This window comes from Microbacterium sp. NPDC058342 (genome assembly GCF_042723935.1).
Taxonomy (GTDB): domain Bacteria; phylum Actinomycetota; class Actinomycetes; order Actinomycetales; family Microbacteriaceae; genus Microbacterium.
Genome location: NZ_JBHXID010000002.1, coordinates 1 through 16105 on the forward strand (window position 1 = coordinate 1; position 16105 = coordinate 16105).

The 16105-nt window shown below is 68.8% G+C and carries 15 protein-coding genes; 11 read left to right on the top strand and 4 right to left on the bottom strand.

Annotated elements, in window-relative coordinates:
- Nucleotides 1-456: 456 nt before the first annotated feature.
- Nucleotides 457-1515, bottom strand: a complete 1059-nt coding sequence (locus ACFWHT_RS09965; protein ID WP_378828006.1) for a hypothetical protein — start codon at nucleotides 1513-1515, stop codon at nucleotides 457-459.
- Nucleotides 1516-2113: 598 nt separating this feature from the next.
- Here ACFWHT_RS09965 and dnaB point away from each other — a divergent pair.
- Complete coding sequence (dnaB, locus tag ACFWHT_RS09970) at nucleotides 2114-4606, top strand: replicative DNA helicase (protein WP_378829457.1); 2493 nt, start codon at nucleotides 2114-2116, stop codon at nucleotides 4604-4606.
- Here dnaB and ACFWHT_RS09975 read toward each other — a convergent pair.
- A complete protein-coding gene (locus tag ACFWHT_RS09975) occupies nucleotides 4599-5363 on the bottom strand; it encodes a MerR family transcriptional regulator (protein WP_378828008.1) in 765 nt (254 codons plus the stop codon). The genes dnaB and ACFWHT_RS09975 overlap by 8 nt on opposite strands.
- Before the next feature lie 40 nt (nucleotides 5364-5403).
- On the opposite strand from ACFWHT_RS09975, the gene ACFWHT_RS09980 reads away from it, so the two are divergent.
- A complete protein-coding gene (locus ACFWHT_RS09980) occupies nucleotides 5404-5892 on the top strand; it encodes a DUF6194 family protein (RefSeq protein ID WP_378828010.1) in 489 nt (162 codons plus the stop codon).
- Between the two features lie 35 nt (nucleotides 5893-5927).
- Here ACFWHT_RS09980 and ACFWHT_RS09985 read toward each other — a convergent pair whose 3' ends face one another.
- Nucleotides 5928-6446, bottom strand: a complete 519-nt coding sequence (locus ACFWHT_RS09985; protein ID WP_378828012.1) for a GyrI-like domain-containing protein — start codon at nucleotides 6444-6446, stop codon at nucleotides 5928-5930.
- Between the two features lie 215 nt (nucleotides 6447-6661).
- Between ACFWHT_RS09985 and ACFWHT_RS09990 the strand changes: the two genes are divergently transcribed.
- Entirely contained in the window at nucleotides 6662-7420 is a 759-nt protein-coding gene (locus ACFWHT_RS09990) for an SDR family NAD(P)-dependent oxidoreductase (RefSeq protein ID WP_378828014.1), read from the top strand.
- A gap of 71 nt (nucleotides 7421-7491) precedes the next feature.
- On the opposite strand, the gene ACFWHT_RS09995 is transcribed toward ACFWHT_RS09990, so the two are convergent.
- Entirely contained in the window at nucleotides 7492-8271 is a 780-nt protein-coding gene (locus ACFWHT_RS09995) for a DeoR/GlpR family DNA-binding transcription regulator (RefSeq protein WP_378828016.1), read from the bottom strand.
- Nucleotides 8272-8391: 120 nt separating this feature from the next.
- Between ACFWHT_RS09995 and solA the strand changes: the two genes are divergently transcribed.
- The 8 genes from solA to ACFWHT_RS10035 are packed head-to-tail and all read left to right on the top strand — an operon-like array spanning nucleotide 8392 to nucleotide 16068.
- The gene (solA, locus tag ACFWHT_RS10000; RefSeq protein WP_378828018.1) at nucleotides 8392-9549 is read left to right on the top strand and encodes an N-methyl-L-tryptophan oxidase; all 1158 of its coding nucleotides are present in this window, start codon (nucleotides 8392-8394) and stop codon (nucleotides 9547-9549) included.
- On the top strand, nucleotides 9546-10424 hold the full coding sequence (locus tag ACFWHT_RS10005) for a substrate-binding periplasmic protein (RefSeq protein ID WP_378828020.1): 879 nt from the start codon (nucleotides 9546-9548) through the stop codon (nucleotides 10422-10424). Before solA ends, ACFWHT_RS10005 begins: the two co-directional genes overlap by 4 nt.
- Before the next feature lie 60 nt (nucleotides 10425-10484).
- Complete coding sequence (locus ACFWHT_RS10010; RefSeq protein ID WP_378828022.1) at nucleotides 10485-11243, top strand: amino acid ABC transporter permease; 759 nt, start codon at nucleotides 10485-10487, stop codon at nucleotides 11241-11243.
- The gene (locus ACFWHT_RS10015; RefSeq protein WP_378828024.1) at nucleotides 11240-11971 is read left to right on the top strand and encodes an amino acid ABC transporter ATP-binding protein; all 732 of its coding nucleotides are present in this window, start codon (nucleotides 11240-11242) and stop codon (nucleotides 11969-11971) included. The genes ACFWHT_RS10010 and ACFWHT_RS10015 overlap by 4 nt, the downstream gene beginning before the upstream one ends.
- On the top strand, nucleotides 11971-12993 hold the full coding sequence (locus ACFWHT_RS10020) for a 1-phosphofructokinase family hexose kinase (protein ID WP_378828027.1): 1023 nt from the start codon (nucleotides 11971-11973) through the stop codon (nucleotides 12991-12993). The genes ACFWHT_RS10015 and ACFWHT_RS10020 overlap by 1 nt, the downstream gene beginning before the upstream one ends.
- The gene (locus tag ACFWHT_RS10025; protein ID WP_378828029.1) at nucleotides 12990-14192 is read left to right on the top strand and encodes an FGGY family carbohydrate kinase; all 1203 of its coding nucleotides are present in this window, start codon (nucleotides 12990-12992) and stop codon (nucleotides 14190-14192) included. Before ACFWHT_RS10020 ends, ACFWHT_RS10025 begins: the two co-directional genes overlap by 4 nt.
- Nucleotides 14189-15031: a ketose-bisphosphate aldolase gene (locus ACFWHT_RS10030; RefSeq protein WP_378828031.1), complete on the top strand. Its 843-nt coding sequence runs from the start codon at nucleotides 14189-14191 to the stop codon at nucleotides 15029-15031. Before ACFWHT_RS10025 ends, ACFWHT_RS10030 begins: the two co-directional genes overlap by 4 nt.
- A gap of 20 nt (nucleotides 15032-15051) precedes the next feature.
- Nucleotides 15052-16068, top strand: a complete 1017-nt coding sequence (locus tag ACFWHT_RS10035) for an aldo/keto reductase (RefSeq protein ID WP_378828034.1) — start codon at nucleotides 15052-15054, stop codon at nucleotides 16066-16068.
- The last annotated feature ends 37 nt before the right edge of the window (nucleotides 16069-16105 follow it).

Genomic DNA, 16105 nt, shown 5'->3' on the forward strand with positions numbered 1-16105 from the left:
TATCCCGCCTGGCTGGCGCGGGCGCGGCGGGGGCGGCGGGGCGCCTGGGGCAGCCGCCGCGGGCGCGCCCGCGCGGGCTCCGGTCTCCGGGCGGCGCCGCGGTGGATGCCGCCGGTGCGGGTGACGTTGGGAGACGTCACGACGCGCAACGGTCGGCATCCGATTCGCCGGCTCGGCCGGTCTTCCCCCGAAGACGGCCGTGATGCCGGCGAAGGTCCATTGTGCTGTTGTCAGGGGCGGGTGCCCCGCCCGAAGGGGAGGCACCCGCCGCGAGCGGCCGGCGCTGAGAAGGCCGGAGACCGCTCGTTCCGCGTCGCGCGGGGGAGGGGATCCCCACGGGCCGCGGTGGAATGCCGTCGCTGCGGGCGACGCGGGGAGGCGTCACGACGCGCAGAGGCGGGCGGGCGCGCAGCGGCGTGCGCGCGATCGGGCGCGGTGAAGCGCCGGGGCCCGTGCTCAGTCGGGAGAGACGTCGGTGGCGGAGCAGGGCCCGGCCGGTGGCCGGTCGTGACCGGCCCGGCCGATCGTGCCGAGCACGCCGCGGGCGTGCGAGGCGTCTGTGCTCGCCGGCAGCACGCCGGCAAGCGGTGCCGGTGCCGAACCGGTGGAGGAGGCCTCAGGGGGCACGGTGCCCGGATGCTGCGGGGCGGCGCCGAAGGTGCTCGACGAATCCTCCGTGGGCTCGGGGGGCGCCTCCACGGTCTCCACGATCACGTGCACCTTGGCCGCCGTGCGTGGTGGGGACGACTGCTCGTGGTGCCGGGGCGGAGCCGGCGCTGTCATCGGATGCTCGGGTGCCGCCGCGGTCTTCTCGATGCGGACGTCCTGGCTCGGGTCGGCATGACGCGGAGGGACGGTCTTCTCCGCGCCGGGCTCCTGACGATCCAGCCGCTGGTTCACGCCGTCGTGGGCGTGCGCGAGACCGTTCAGCATCTCCGTCAGCCGGCGCTCGGCGTCGGCCCGGTTCTCGGCGAGCCCGAACGTCGTGACGGATGCTGCGTCGTCGGCGTCCGTCACCGGGAAGAGGAAGGAGGAGGCGGTGGAGCGCGCGGACATGTCGGCGGCGCGGGCTTGGTCGGCGCGAGCGAGGGCGGCGCGGGGGAGGTCGCGTGTGGCGGCGGGGCGAGGGCCGGCGGCAGGCGTTTCGGCAGCGCGAGTGTCGACACCGGGTGCGACGGCGGGCACCGTCTTCGCTGGGCGCGCGGACGTCGGTGCCTGCTGAAGCCTGTCTGCGTGCGCGGTCTGATCAGCGCGGGTGGACGGTGCTGCGTGCGCAGGCCTGTTCTCGGTATCCGGCAGATCCGCGGCGCGTTCAACGATGCGGGGGATCACGAGCTCACCGGAGTGGCCGGTGGCATCCGAGATCGACGACCCCGGAGAGCCGTGAACGTCATCGGCGGCGTGGGCAGCGGAGGAACTGCCGAAGACGACCGTGAACGCCGCCCACACGAGCACGCCGAGGCCGCACAGCACCCACATCCGGATGCTGCGGGTGTCGGCAGACGCGGACCGCACGTGATTCCTCCCCCGGCCGCCGCGCGGAGGCATGTTTCCGCGAGACGATCGGTGCGACGATACCCCGTGTGCGGGCGGATGTCCACACAGGGTGACATCCTCGACAAGGCGCGCCGCGCGAGCGGTGGCGCCGGTGCCTTTCCCCAGGTTCTGCACAATGCGCGTCACCTGCCGTCAACCTTAAATCTGGGCTTGAAGTCGAATCCCGTCCACAGGATGGGGATTCCGTTAACGGCTGGTCAGGCGATAAATCGTCAGTCGAAATCTCTCCTCTCCACCGGGTTATCCACAGCGGTTCTGCACAGACACTCCCGAGTTGTCCGCACACTCTCCACAGAGTTATCCACAGGGGGTGTTGCATGGGGATAACTCTGCTCCTAGCTTGGTGGAGACCGGATGTCCGATGCTCGTGTTTCGCTGGTGCGCACGAGCCGGGATCAGCCCCGGTCGCGAGGGCAGACGGCGCGGATCACGACGCCGCTGGGGAGGAGCATGGGTGTCGATCGCTGATATCTCCGACGAGCGTCTGGGCGGGTCCCGGGGCCCTGAGCGGACACCTCCGCACGACCTGCTGGCCGAACAGAGCGCCCTGGGCGGCATGCTGCTGTCGAAGGACGCGGTCGCCGACGTGATCGAGTCGCTCAAGGGCGCCGACTTCTACGTGCCCAAGCACGAGCTGATCTTCGAAGCGATCCTGTCGCTGTACTCGCACGGCGAGCCGACCGACGTCGTCGCGGTCACGGACGAACTGATCAAGACCGGCGAGCTGGGGCGCGCCGGGGGTGCCGACTATCTGCACACGCTGACCTCGATCGTCCCGACGGCTGCGAACGCCGGTTACTACGCGGGCATCGTGTCCGAGCGCGCCATCCTGCGCCGTCTCGTCGACGCCGGTACGCGCATCGTGCAGCTCGGGTATGCCGGAGAGGGCGACGCCACCGACATCGTCAACAACGCGCAGGCCGAGATCTACTCGGTCACCGGATCCGAGACGGCCGAGGACTACGTGCCGCTGACCGTCGCCGTCGACGCCGCGGTCGAGGAGATCGAGGCGGCCAACGGTCGTGACGGCACGATGACCGGCATCCCGACCGGCTTCCGCGAGCTCGACGACCTGACCAACGGCCTGCACGGTGGCCAGATGATCGTCGTCGCGGCGAGGCCGGCCATGGGCAAGGCTCTCGCGCTCGACACCCCACTGCCCACACCGACGGGCTGGACGACTATGGGTGAGGTTCAGGTCGGAGATCACCTGTACGACGCCGACGGGCGTCCGACGCGTGTGGTCGCCGCGACGGAGGTGATGGTGGATCGCCCCTGCTACGAGGTCGAGTTCTCGGACGGATCGAAGATCATCGCCGACGGCCAGCACCAGTGGCTGACCGAGACCAGGGCATCGCGTCGGATTACCGGTGGCGTCCCCCAGATCGTGACGACGGAGCAGATGCTCGAGACGCTCACCGTCGGCGCCGAGGAGCGCGCGAATCACTCGATCCGCAACGCGGCGGCGCTGCACGCACCGGATGCTCAGCTGCCGATCCCGCCCTACGCACTCGGCGCCTGGCTCGGCGACGGTCACAGCGATGGGGCTCGGATGACGAGCGAGACCGGCGAGATCCCCGGGCTGATCGCTCGTGAGGGACTGCGCGTCGAACCGCGGGGAGGAATGCTGTACGCGCTGAAGCTGCAGACCCGCACGCTGCTCGTGCGCAACTGCGAGGTGTGCGGCGAGACGTTCACCGCACGCCACCCGCACGTGCGCACGTGCGGGCGCATCTGCGGTCCGAAGAACAAGGGTGTGCACCCGGAGAGGCTGATGTGCCCGGAGTGCGGATCGCCGTACTCCGGTGAGGCACAGCGCTGCGCGCGCTGCTATCGCGAGCACGGCTCGTTCACGGCGCTGCTTCGCGGCCTCGGTGTTCTCGGCGACAAGCATGTTCCCTCCCTGTACCTCCGGGCGTCGGAGGAGCAGCGCCGCAACCTGCTGGCCGGCCTGATGGACACCGATGGCACCGTGGTCAAGGGCGTGGGCTCGTGTCAGTTCGCCGTCACGAACAAGCGCCTGGCCGACAGCGTCTATGAGCTCATCGTCAGCCTCGGGTACCGGTGCGGACGGACCACCAAGCGCGTCGCCGGGCGGACCGAGGCGTCGTCGACCTGCTACGTCCTGAACTTCTCCACGACCGACGATGTCTTCCGCTTGGAGCGCAAGCGCGTGCTGCATGCTCAGGAGAGACCCGCGAGCACCGTGCGCATCGGCCGGCGGTACGTCAAGGCGGTTCGTCCGATCGCCAGCGTGCCGGTACGATGCGTGCAGGTCGACAATGACGACCACCTGTATCTCGCGGGGGAATCGATGATCCCGACGCACAATTCGACGCTCGCTCTGGATTTCGCGCGCGCGGCGTCCATCGGCCACAACGAGCCGTCGATCTTCTTCTCGCTCGAGATGGGCAAGAGCGAGATCGCCATGCGCCTGCTCAGCGCCGAGGGGGCGATCCCGCTGCAGAACATGCGCAAGGGCACGCTCGACCCGCGCGACTGGACGACCGTCGCCGCGACGCGGGGGCGTATCAACGACGCGCCGCTGTACATCGACGACAGCCCCAACATGACCCTCGTCGAGATCCGCGCCAAGTGCCGCCGACTCAAGCAGCGCGCGGGGCTGAAGATGGTCATCATCGACTACCTGCAGCTGATGACCAGCGGCAAGCGGGTCGAGTCGCGTCAGCAGGAGGTCTCGGAGTTCTCGCGTGCGCTCAAGCTGCTCGCCAAGGAGCTGCAGGTGCCCGTGATCGCACTGAGCCAGCTGAACCGTGGGCCCGAGCAGCGCCAGGACAAGAAGCCCGCGATCAGCGACCTGCGTGAGTCCGGATCGATCGAGCAGGATGCCGACATGGTCATCCTGCTGCACCGAGATTCGGTCTACGACAAGGACGTGCGCCCCGGCGAGGCCGACCTGATCGTCGCCAAGCACCGCAACGGTCCCACGGCCACCATCAACGTCGCCTTCCAGGGTCATTACTCCCGCTTCGCCGACATGGCACCGGGGGACTTCGGCGGCGGTGGAGGCGGCGGCGACTTCAACTGAGGTCGCGGCCGGGTTCTGTTCCGGTCGCCGGGCTGCGCAGGAGGACGACGAGGGCGTTGCCGGCCAGGAGAAGCGCCTCGGACTGCTCTGCGATATTTCGCAAGCGGTCCTGCAGCGCCTCGCGAACGCTGCCCGCCTCGTGCACGGATCGCAGCGACGCGATGGCGGCATGCACGGCGGGAATCCGGTATCCACCCGCGCGCAGGGCGGTGACGATGCGCGCATCCCTGACGGCGTCGGGCGGATAGATCCGCGCACCGTGGTGCGGTGAGCGTTCCGGAGCGAGCAGTCCCTGCTGCTCCCAGAAGCGCAGCGTCGAGGAGCGCACACCGAGGGCCGTCGACAGCTGCGTGATGGTCATCGCATCCTCCGCGACCGGGGCCGCCTCCTGCACGCCCTCTTCGACGATGCTGTCGAGCGCGCTGAGCGCGGAGAGGACGGCGGCGCGGGATCGGGCGAGGTCCACGTGGACGGCGATGATCCTCGCCACCGCCTCGTCGTGGGGCACCCCCTGGATGTCTCGCATCGTGCTGCGGGCGGCGACCGGGCCGACGGCGATCGCCAGCCGTCGGTAGGCGCGCAGGGCGATGACGTGCACCGGGTTGAACTCGCGGTACCCGTTGAACTGTCGGCGTGCCGGCGGGATCACGCCGAGCCGTTCCAGGTCGCGCACCTGCTGCACGGAGTAGCCCGTCGCGGCCGCGAGACGGCTGGTCGTGTACCGATCAGGTTCAGGTGCGAGGGCATCCTTCACCATGGGAAACCCTCCATAAGCACTTCAACATCACACTTGAACCATGTCACTGGAGAAGATCCTGTCAGAAGTCCGAAGCTATGAGGGCGTTCTCGAACTCGCGCCGTCGCCGGGGAGCGAGCATCCCGAGATCTCCTGGGGCGACCACTTCTTCTATTACGCGCCGGATGGTCAGGTCCCTCGAAACCGTCAGCCCTACGCGACGATCGTGACGAAGGACTACCCGGATGATGCCGGCTCCCGGCTCGACGAAGCGGGACGCTGGCGCCTGAACGTTCATGTCGGGTCGGCGGTGTTCGCCGAAGTCATCGGCTGCCCGCTCGAAGCCGTCGACGACCTCGAAGCCGACTACAGCGTCGAGGACGTGTTCCACCCGCATCCGCTCTACGGCGCCTACGGGTGGGTGTGCGTCGTGAACCCGGGCGTCGCCACGCTCGACCCCGCTCTGGACATCCTCCGCCGGGCCCATCTCGCGGACCGCCGACGAGTCGAGCGCCGACAGTCGCACGATCGGAGCACGTCGAACGAATGAGCCGGGGACGCACGACGAGGCCGTCGATCGAGCTCTCAGCTCGCCGGCGCCACCGGCTGCCGCAGCAGGGTTCTCGGATTCGGGTCGGTGAAGGCGGTGAGGTAGATCTCGTGGTGCAGCCCGTGGGGCATGAGATGATGCTCGACCATGAACTCGTCCATGGCCTCGAGAGTCGACCGCTCTTCGCTGTACGGCCCCTCGTGGAGCATCTCCACGCACTCGCCCTCGGTGAACGTCACGACCTGCACGCGGTCGACGGCGGCTCCGGATGCTCGTGCCCGCTCTCGCGCCGCGTCGACCCGCCCGGGCTCGGGAACCTCGGCCAGGGTGAGGAGCAGATGCCAGCGCCACTGCTCGCGCGGTGCGTCGAGTGGACTGAGCGCGGTGCCCTCCACCCACCAGCGGCCCTCGAGCGGACCGACCGGATCGCCGAGTGATGTCGCCACGGCGTATAGGGCGGCGATGGCGGAGACGTGCTCGGTCCCGCCGGGCTCACCCATGCCGGTGGCGTTGAGGCAGGTGACGGCGTCGTGGCGGGTGCGCTGCGGTTTCATTGCTCCTCCAGAGCGAGGTGGGTGTCGAGGACGGATTCGGAGACGCTCACGAGTGTCGGGCCTTCCACCGTGTGAGGGTCAACACCGAACCAGGCGCGGGCCGGATCGGCCGGTTGCTGAGAGACTGAGGCTCCGGGGGTCGCTCGTTGCGGGGAGAGCCCCCTGAGCGCGAACACGTTCCGGCCCTGAGCCGGCAGACACAGGGGAGGTGACCGATGGCCAGCGTTCTCGTCACCGGCGCATCGCGGGGAATCGGGCGAGCCGCTGCGGTGGCCCTCAGCCGGCGCGGCGACCGCATCGCCGTGCACTACGGAGCGAACCGTGCGGCGGCTGAGCAGACGATGAGTGAGCTCACCGGCGAGGGGCACGTCCTCGTGGCGGGTGATCTCGCAGATCCGGTCGTCGCACAGGCGGTGCTGGAGACGGCGTCCGGTGCGCTGGGGACCATCGACGTGCTCGTGAACAACGCAGCTGTCGCGCCCAGCGGCGAGACGTACCACCGCGTCGACGGAGTCGACTACGAGGCCTGGCAGAGCACCTGGCGTCGGATGCTCGACGTCGACCTGCTCGCCGCCGCGAACATGACCTTCCTCGTCGCGAACGCCCTGATCGCGGCCGGTCGCCCCGGCGCCATCGTCAACGTCGGCTCACGCGGAGCCAACCGGGGCGAACCCGATTTCCCGGCCTACGGGGCCGCGAAGGCGGGACTGCATGCGTTCGGCCAGTCGATGGCGATCGCTCTCGCTCCGCACGCGATCTCGGTCGCGACGGTGGCGCCGGGGTTCATCGGAACCGAGCGGCAGGGACCCGCGCTCGCAGGCGACGACGGCGACAGCATCCGAGCGCAGAGTCCCTTCGGCCGGGTGGGCACGCCCGAGGAGGTGGCCGCGGCGATCGTCTATCTGACATCGCCCCAGGCGCAATGGGCCTCTGGCGCCGTGCTCGACCTCAACGGTGCCTCGTACCTGCGCTGAGCCCGCACGCCGGATGCGCGCGGGGCGGAAGGCGCATCACGACCGCCGATATCGGCCTCGCTCTCAGCGCGTCATTGGGCGAGCACGATACGCTCCACGTGCTCCTGCGCCTCGGCCAGGAGCAGCTCATCGGCGTGCGGGCTGGTGACGAGCACGTCGATCGAATCGAGTTCGCCGTAGCGCCAGACGCTCGCCTGGCCGAGCTTGGTGCGGTCGGCGAGAAGCACCGTGGTCTCGCCGACCCGCAGCGTCTCGCGCTTGAACTCCGCCTCCGACTGATCGGGTGTGGTGAGACCGTGCGCTAGCGAGAAGCCGTTCGTTCCCAGGAACGCCACATCCACGTGGATGTCGCGCAGGCTGCGGATGGCGAAGTTGTCGACCTCGCCCAGCGTTACGGCGCGCACGCGCCCGCCGAGGGTGATGACCGTGAGGTCGGTGCGGGGAGCGAGGAGGAGCGCGATGGGGAGTGAATTGGTGAACACCGTCAGATCGCGTGACGTGGGGATGCGCTCGGCGAGGAAAGTCGCTGTGGAGCCCGACTCCAGGAAGATCGAGCCAGTGACGGGCACGAGGGAGAGCGCCGCCTCGGCGATGCTCTCCTTCTCAGCCGAGAACTCCCGGCGCTCCGAGATGCGGGCTTCGTAGAGAGAGCGCTCGAGAGGCACAGCGCCGCCGTGCATGCGCTTGAGCAGACCGGAGCGCTGCAGCGCATTGAGATCCTGTCGCACGGTCTCGGCTGTCACGCCGAATCGTTCCGCGAGACGGGCGACCTCGACCCGGCCGGCCTCTCGTGCCAGCCGCACGATCAGGTGCCGACGCTCCTCGGCGTAGAGCTTTGCCTCGACGTCCATACGTATCCCTTGCTCCAAGCTGACACTCCACGATAGGCCACATGCCAAGAAAACAAAGATATTGACATTCTTTGTTTGCTTGTGATGTGCTGTGTACAACTTCATTTCAAAGGGGTTCAGATGAACAAGGACGTCATCGTCATCGGTCTCGGGGCAGCAGGCTCCGCCGCGCTTCGAGCCGCCGCTCGCCGCGGCGTCGACTGCCTGGGCGTCGAGCAGTTCGAGATCGCCCACGACCGCGGCTCCTCACACGGACGCTCGCGTCTTTTCCGCAGCGGCACGTCCGAGGGGCCCGAGTACGTCGACCTCGCGGCCCGCTCACGTCAGCTGTGGCGCGAACTCGAAGACGAGACCGGCGAAGAGATCGTCACCATCGTCGGGGGGCTCAGCATCGCCCCCGCCGACTCGCCTCTGCTGGCTGATGTGCGCGCTGCGATGGACGCCCGCGATCTTCCCTACGAGCTCTTGGACGCGAAGGACCTCCGCGAGCGCTTTCCGCAGCACCACATCGAGGACCGCGACCGCGGAGTGCTCGATCCCGGAACAGGCGTGGTGCGCCCCGAGCTCGCGATTCGGCTGAGTGTCGAGGCGGCGCAGCGCGCGGGCGCCGAGGTGCGCATCGGAGTGCGCGCCACCCGCATCACCGAGCGGAGCGGCGGCGTCGATGTGCAGCTCAGCGACGGCTCGACGGTCTCGGCCGCACAGGTCATCGTCGCGGTCGGTGCGTGGACTGCGCATCTGCTGACCGACTACGCGGTGCCGTTGATCGTCCGCCGTGCCGTGCTCAGCTGGTTCACACCACGACCGGGAGCGGAACGGCTTTTCACGCCGGATGTCTTTCCCGTCTTCACCCGCGAGCTCGACGAGCTGAGCGGATGGGGCGCCCCGGTGATCGATGAGTACGCCGTGAAGATCGGGCTGCACGACCAGGCGGGCTTCGAGATCGACGACCCGACCGCGAACGACCCGCGCGTCGCCGACTGGGAGCTCGAACGCGTCGAAGCCTTCTGCGCGGCGCAGTTCGCCGACCTCATCCCCGTGGCGCAGCACGCCCGCGGCTGCATGATCACGCTGACCCCGGATGAGCGCTTCGCGATCGGACGTCCTGAGGCCGGATCGCGCATCGTCACGCTCGCCGCGTGCTCCGGCCACGGCTTCAAGCACTCCGCCGCCGTCGGCGAGCTGGGCGTGCAGATCGCTCTGGACGAGCAGCCGATCGTCGACCCCGTTCCCTTCGATCCCACCCGATACACCAACGAGAAAGAGGCAGTTCAATGAGAGGTAAGAAGCTGATCAGCACGATGGCCGTGCTGTTCGCCGCGTCCCTTGTCGCCGGTTGCGCCGGTCCGAGTTCCGCAGGATCCGACGGCGGAACCAAGACCGATTCGGCGACCGCCGCCTACGAGACCGTGCGCCCGGGTGTCATCCAGCTCCTGGTCAACAGCGACGCCGCACCGTTCGCATCCGTCGGCGATGACGACGAGTTCGAGGGTTTCGACGTCGCGCTGCTCACCGAGGTCGCCGACCGCATCGGCGTCGACCTCGAGATTCGCACACAGGAGTTCGACACGATCCTGCCGACCGTCGCGATCGGCCAGGCGGATGCTGCGGCGTCCTCCATCGCCGACACCGAGGAGCGCCGTCGGACCGTCACGTTCTCCCTCCCGACCTACACCGGGGTGATGTCGATCACGGTGCCGAACGAATCCGACATCGAGGACGCCGACGATCTCGCAGGCAAGAAGATCGGCGTGAAGTCGGCGAGCAGGAACGCCGAGTACGCAGAGCAGTACTTCACCGACTCGGAGCTCATCTACTTCCCCGCGGAGGCGCCGATGTTCAATGCGCTTCAGGCGGGCAGCATCGATGCCGCGTTCTTCGACGGGCAGGCGGCCGACAAGTACGTGAACCAGTACGAGGTGAAGGTCGCGTTCTCGGCGGTGAACGACGACAACATCGGCGCGGCGATCGTGCTGCGTCAGGGCGCGGATGAGCTGCGCACCGCGATCAACGCGGCCCTGCGCGACATTCTCGCGGACGGCACATACGAGGAGATCTTCACGACCTGGGTCACGACCGAGCCCGTGGAGCGTCAGCTCGACTTCCTCACCGGGTACTACGACGAGCACCCGGACGACACCTATCCGAACTGAGTTCTCGAAGGAGGGGCACGCGCACTTTGCGGCCCCTCCTTCCCTGAGACGGGACGAACCATGACCGACTTCTTCACCATGTTCTTCAACCTCGAGTACATGCTCGCGGTGCTGCCCGACCTCATTGGCGTCGGCCTCCTCAACACGCTGATCCTCGCGCTCGCGGCGACGGCGATCTCCCTGATCATCGGCATGCTGGTCGCGATGGCCCTCATCAGCCGGCACCAGTGGCTGCGCTGGCCGGCGCAGGCGTACATCGATCTGCTGCGCGGGCTGCCCACGATCCTCACGATCTTCCTGATCGGCCAGGGGCTGCCGTACATGGGGCTCACCTTCCTCGGGACCAGTGCATACCCCTACGGCATTGCGGCGCTCGGGCTCATCGCCTCGGCCTACATGGCCGAGATCTTCCGTTCGGGCATCCAGAGCATCCACCACGGCCAGCTCGAGGCCGCCCGCGCGATGGGGATGCCCTACGGGCTCGCCATGCGCATGATCGTCGTGCCGCAGGGCGTGCGCAACGTTTTCCCTGCGCTGACCAACCAGTTCATCAGCATCATCAAGGACACGAGCCTCGTCTACGTGCTGGGGCTGGCGCTGGGCGAGCGCGAGCTCTACCGCATCGGGCAGGACATGTCCCAGCGGGTGGGCAACCTGTCGCCCCTCGTGGCCGCCGGCATCGTCTACCTGATCATCACCATTCCGCTCACCCACTACGTCAACTGGCTGGATCGCCGTCTGCGCACGGGGAAGATCCCCGTGGTCGCCGAGGAGCCCACCGTGTCCGGCGACACCCCCACGAAGGCGGTCACCGCATGAATCCGCTCGTTCGCATCGACGGTCTGGTCAAGTCCTTCGGCTCGCACACCGTCCTGAAAGGCATCGACCTGACAGTCCGGCAGGGCGAGGTCGTCTGCATCATCGGCCCCTCGGGTTCCGGGAAGTCGACCCTGCTGCGCAGCATCAACCTTCTCGAGGTGCCGACCGAGGGAAAGATCACCGTGGGCGACACCGTGATCACTGACCCGAAGGTCGATATCAATGCCGTCCGCGCCCGCGTCGGCATGGTCTTCCAGAGTTTCAACCTGTTCCCGCACATGACCGTGCGCGACAACATCACGGTCTCCCTGCGTAAGGTCCGGGGGCTCTCGACCGCCGAGGCGACGAAGATCGCCGACGCCCGGCTCGCAGATGTCGGGCTGCTGATGAAGGCCGACAGCCGGCCGATCAGCCTGTCGGGCGGTCAGCAGCAGCGCGTTGCGATCGCTCGGGCGCTCGCGATGGAGCCGGAGCTGATGTTGTTCGACGAGGTGACGTCAGCGCTCGACCCGGAACTGGTCAAGGGTGTGCTGAACATCATGTCGTCGCTCGCCGCCGACGGCATGACGATGGTCGTCGTGACGCACGAGATGGGGTTCGCCCGTCAGGTCGCCGATCGAGTGGTCTTCATGGACGGCGGTGTCGTCGTCGAGGAGAACGTTCCGGACGAGCTGTTCGGCAACCCCCGATCGGAGCGGCTCCAGCGGTTCCTCTCCGAGGTGCTGTGATGACCGCCAGCACTCCGCCGAACCCCGCGTGGTGGCCTGCCCCGTCGCCGCAGCCGCTGATGGTGGTGGGACCCAATCCCGCCATGGACCGTCTCGAGGTCATCGGTCAGCTCGAACCGGGGGCCGTGCACCGCGTCCGCACCGTAGCCGCGAGGGCCGGAGGGAAGTCGTTCATCGTCGCGCGCAGCATCCGCGCCCTCGGTCCGGACGTCGAGCTCTTCGGGTTCCTCGGCGGGGCCGCGGGACAGTTGGCGCGCGAGGAGTGCGCGACGCTGGGCATGGGCGATCGTCACACGCCGATCGCCGCGGACACGCGCATCACTCCCGTGATCGTCGAGGCCAAGACCGGCATCAGCACGGTGTTCAACGAGCCAGGCCCGGCACTGACGGGCGAGGAGCAGGAGCAGTTCTGGAACGCCATCGATGATGCCGTGGTCGCGGACCGCATCACGGTCTGCACCGGGAGCCTGCCGCCCGACCTCGGCTCCGACACCTACGCCCGCATCGTCTCCCTGGCCAACAGTCGAGGGGGCTTCTCTGCCGTCGACGCGAGCGGCAAGGTGCTGCGCAGCACGCTGTCGTCGCACCCCTGGCTGGTGAAATGCAACAGGAGCGAGTTCGAGAGCGTGCTCGGCGACGATTCGACGCACGACGACGACGCGATCCGAGCGCGGATGCGGAGCCTGATCGCCGCGGGAACCGGAATCGTCATCGTGACGATGGGCGCGCAGAGCTTTCTGGTGGCGACGGCGGACGGGGTGTGGAGCGTATCCGTGCCGGTCGTCCCTGTCGTCAACGCGACCGGCTCCGGCGACACCTTCCTCGCCGCCTTCATCGCTCAGGTGAAGCTCGGTGCCTCCTTCGCCGAAGCGCTGCGCGCAGCCGCCGCCGGGGGTGCGTTCAATGCGGCGCACCTCGAGCCCGGCCTGGTTCCGGGGGCGGAGCTCGAGTCGCTGGCCGCACAGGTGCACTTCTCGGCGGTGACGGTCGACCACGCTGTCGTACAGGTCTCCCGCGCATGAGCGTGCTCCTCGGGCTGGACATCGGCTCCACCCGGTCGAAGGCGATCCTCTGGAACGAGCGCGAGGGGATCATCGCGCGCGCCTCCGCCCCGACGCCCGTTCTGCGAGGAGAACCTGACCGCCGCGATCACGACGCCGTGTGGAGCGTTCTCACCGCGGTCGTGAGGCAGCTCCCGGCACCCCTGCGCGATGAGGTCCGCGGCGTCGCCGTCGCCTCGGTGGGGGAGGAGATCGTGCTGCTGCGCCCGGACGGCACATCGATCGGTCCGACCCCGTGCTGGTACACGCTGGCACCGCGGCAGGTTCCGGAGGGGCCGGACACGGCGATCCTCAGCTGGCAGCTGTTCGCCGACATGAGAGCTGCTGAACCGTCGCTCCTGCGTTCGGCTGCGTCGTTCACGGACCTCGGCAGCTGGGTCACGATGCGGATCGCCGGCCTCTCGGCCTCCGGCTCGTTCCTCGACCGATCGCATGCATCCCGCACCGGGGTGCTGTCGGTGGACGGCGAGTGGGATGCCGGCGCGCTCGCCGCATGCGGCGCTGATCTGGTCGCCGCACTGCCACGCCTGGTCGAATCAGGCGATCCGATCGGCGCCGTCGCTCCTGCCATCGCCGCGGCCTGGGGCATTCCCGTCGATGTGCGGGTGCACGCGGGCGGACACGATCACTTCTGCGGGGCGTTCGCGGCCGGCGTCGGGCAGGCGGGCGACGTCTTCGTCTCGGTCGGCACCTCCGAATCGATCGCGCAGCTCGTCGACCGACATCGGCTGGCAGACATCCGTGAGCCGGGGGAGCACGGCTTCTTCGTGCACGGCGGACTCGGCTACCTGCACCGCTCGCAACCTTCGGGTCGGGCTATCGCCGCCTTGCTCGAGGCCCACGGTTCACCGCGCATCGAGGACCTCTACGCCGAGATCGCGGACCCGGACGCTGTGCCGCTGTCCGCCGCGGCGTCAGCATTCGACACCGAGCTTCGCCGCCAGGCGCACGATTCGGCGCGGCTGATCGACACGCTGACGAGCACCTCAGGAATGCCGGCGCGGCGCATCGTCATCGGCGGAGTTCCCGCTGATTCGCCCCATTGGCGTGCTGTCCGCAGCGAGGCGCTCGGGGGCGAGGCGGAGTTCGTCCGCGAACCCGAACTCGCTGGCATGGGCGCGGCCATGCTCGCCGCCACGAAGAGGGAGGACCGTCGATGACGCTGCAGACGACGACCGCGATGATCGCGCAGGCAGCCGAGCGGAATCACGCCGTCGCGGCGTTCAACGTCGTGCAGCTCGAACACGCGCAGGGAATCGTCGAGGGAGCGGAGAGAGCGGGCCGGCCCGTGATCCTGCAGCTCAGCGAGAACACGATCGGCTACCACGGCGGTCCCCGCGCGATCGCCCGGGGCATGCGTGAGATCGCAGAGGCGTCCGCCTTGCCCGTGGCCCTGCACCTCGACCACGTCACCAGCGCCGATCTCTGCGCTCGAACCGCCGACCTGGGCTTCTCGTCGTTCATGATCGACGCGGCGGCGCTGCCCTACCAGGAGAACGTCGAGCTCACCGCGCGCAGCGTGGCGCTCGCGGCATCCGATCGACTCTGGGTCGAGTCGGAGCTCGGCGAAGTGGGTGGTAAGGGCGCGCATCAGACCGGTGCCCGCACCTCGCCCGCCGAGGCAGCCGCCTTCGTCGACGCCACCGGGGTCCATGGCCTGGCCATCGCCATCGGCTCCTCGCACGCGATGAGCGAGAAGACGGCGACACTCGACCTCGCGCTGCTCGGCGCCATCGCAGCCGCGGTCGACGTGCCCCTCGTGCTGCACGGCTCCTCGGGCGTGCGCGACGAGGATCTGCTGGCTGCGACGCGGCACGGCATCCGCAAGGTCAACGTCGGGACTCAGCTGAACGTCGCGTTCACCCAGGCCGTCGTCTCGACGATCCACGACCAGCCGCGGGTCGTCGACCCGCGCGTGTACATCGGCGCGGGCCGCGCGGCCATCGCCCGACAGGTGGAGCTCGTGCTCGGCCTACTCACCTCCGGATCTCCGACGTGAGGACACTCGAAAGGAAAGCAATGACATCATCACTCGCCACCGCTCCTCTGGGCACCACAGGGATGGAGATCACCCGCGTCGGCCTCGGCGCCTTCGCCATCGGCGGACCCGCCTGGTCGTACGGCTGGGGGGCGCAGGACGACGATGACTCGATCCGCACGATCCGCGCGGCGGTCGATCGCGGCATCAACTGGATCGACACGGCGGCGGTCTACGGGCGCGGGCACTCCGAGATCATCGTCGGGCGCGCCCTCCGCGGTATCCCGGAGGCGGAGCGCCCGTGGGTCTTCACCAAGGGCGGTCTCGTCTGGTCGGACGACGACGCACTCCAGACCGGCGAGCGGAAGGTGGGCGACCCCGCCTCGCTGCGCCGAGAGGTCGAGGACTCGCTCCGTCGGCTTCAGGTGGAGCAGATCGACCTGTACCAGATGCACTGGCCGGCTGAGGACGGCGCCGAGATCGAGGACTACTGGGGCGCGCTCGTCGAACTGCGAGAGCGAGGCACACTTCGCGCGATCGGTCTGTCCAACCACTCCGTCGCGCAGCTCGATCGTGCGGAAGCCATCGGCCACGTCGATACGCTGCAGCCGCCGTTCTCGGCGATCTATCGGGATGCCGCGGCCGACGTCCTGCCCTGGTGCGCCGACCACGGCACCGGTGCCATCATCTACAGCCCGATGCAGTCGGGCCTCCTCACCGGACGGATCACGGAGGAGCGTGTGCAGCGGCTTCCCGTCGATGACTGGCGCTCGCGGCACCCCGACTTCTCCGGCGACCGACTGCGGCAGAACCTGCAGGTGACCGCCGCTCTGGCAGAGGTGGCCGAGCGCCACGACATCTCGACCGGCGCGGCAGCCATCGCCTGGGCTCTCGGCTTCCGTGGTGTGAGCGGCGCCATCGTCGGCGCCCGGACGCCGGAGCAGATCGACGGCTGGGTCGGCGCGGGCGGTGTGGAACTGAGCTCTGACGACGTCCAGCTCGTCGCTCGCGCTATCGAGGAATCCGGCGCCGGCTCCGGCCCGGCGATGCGTCGGTAGTCACCGCCTGACCAGAAGTGCCGCGCGCCCCAGGGCG

Bases quoted from the DNA above. Each gene is read 5' to 3' on its own strand.
- dnaB (WP_378829457.1), top strand. From the start codon at position 2,114: ATGCTGCTGTCGAAGGACGCGGTCGCCGACGTGATCGAGTCGCTCAAG.
- ACFWHT_RS09975 (WP_378828008.1), bottom strand. From the start codon at position 5,363: ATGGTGAAGGATGCCCTCGCACCTGAACCTGATCGGTACACGACCAGC.
- ACFWHT_RS09980 (WP_378828010.1), top strand. From the start codon at position 5,404: ATGTCACTGGAGAAGATCCTGTCAGAAGTCCGAAGCTATGAGGGCGTT.
- ACFWHT_RS09985 (WP_378828012.1), bottom strand. From the start codon at position 6,446: ATGAAACCGCAGCGCACCCGCCACGACGCCGTCACCTGCCTCAACGCC.
- ACFWHT_RS09990 (WP_378828014.1), top strand. From the start codon at position 6,662: ATGGCCAGCGTTCTCGTCACCGGCGCATCGCGGGGAATCGGGCGAGCC.
- ACFWHT_RS09995 (WP_378828016.1), bottom strand. From the start codon at position 8,271: ATGGACGTCGAGGCAAAGCTCTACGCCGAGGAGCGTCGGCACCTGATC.
- solA (WP_378828018.1), top strand. From the start codon at position 8,392: ATGAACAAGGACGTCATCGTCATCGGTCTCGGGGCAGCAGGCTCCGCC.
- ACFWHT_RS10005 (WP_378828020.1), top strand. From the start codon at position 9,546: ATGAGAGGTAAGAAGCTGATCAGCACGATGGCCGTGCTGTTCGCCGCG.
- ACFWHT_RS10010 (WP_378828022.1), top strand. From the start codon at position 10,485: ATGACCGACTTCTTCACCATGTTCTTCAACCTCGAGTACATGCTCGCG.
- ACFWHT_RS10015 (WP_378828024.1), top strand. From the start codon at position 11,240: ATGAATCCGCTCGTTCGCATCGACGGTCTGGTCAAGTCCTTCGGCTCG.
- ACFWHT_RS10020 (WP_378828027.1), top strand. From the start codon at position 11,971: ATGACCGCCAGCACTCCGCCGAACCCCGCGTGGTGGCCTGCCCCGTCG.
- ACFWHT_RS10025 (WP_378828029.1), top strand. From the start codon at position 12,990: ATGAGCGTGCTCCTCGGGCTGGACATCGGCTCCACCCGGTCGAAGGCG.
- ACFWHT_RS10030 (WP_378828031.1), top strand. From the start codon at position 14,189: ATGACGCTGCAGACGACGACCGCGATGATCGCGCAGGCAGCCGAGCGG.
- ACFWHT_RS10035 (WP_378828034.1), top strand. From the start codon at position 15,052: ATGACATCATCACTCGCCACCGCTCCTCTGGGCACCACAGGGATGGAG.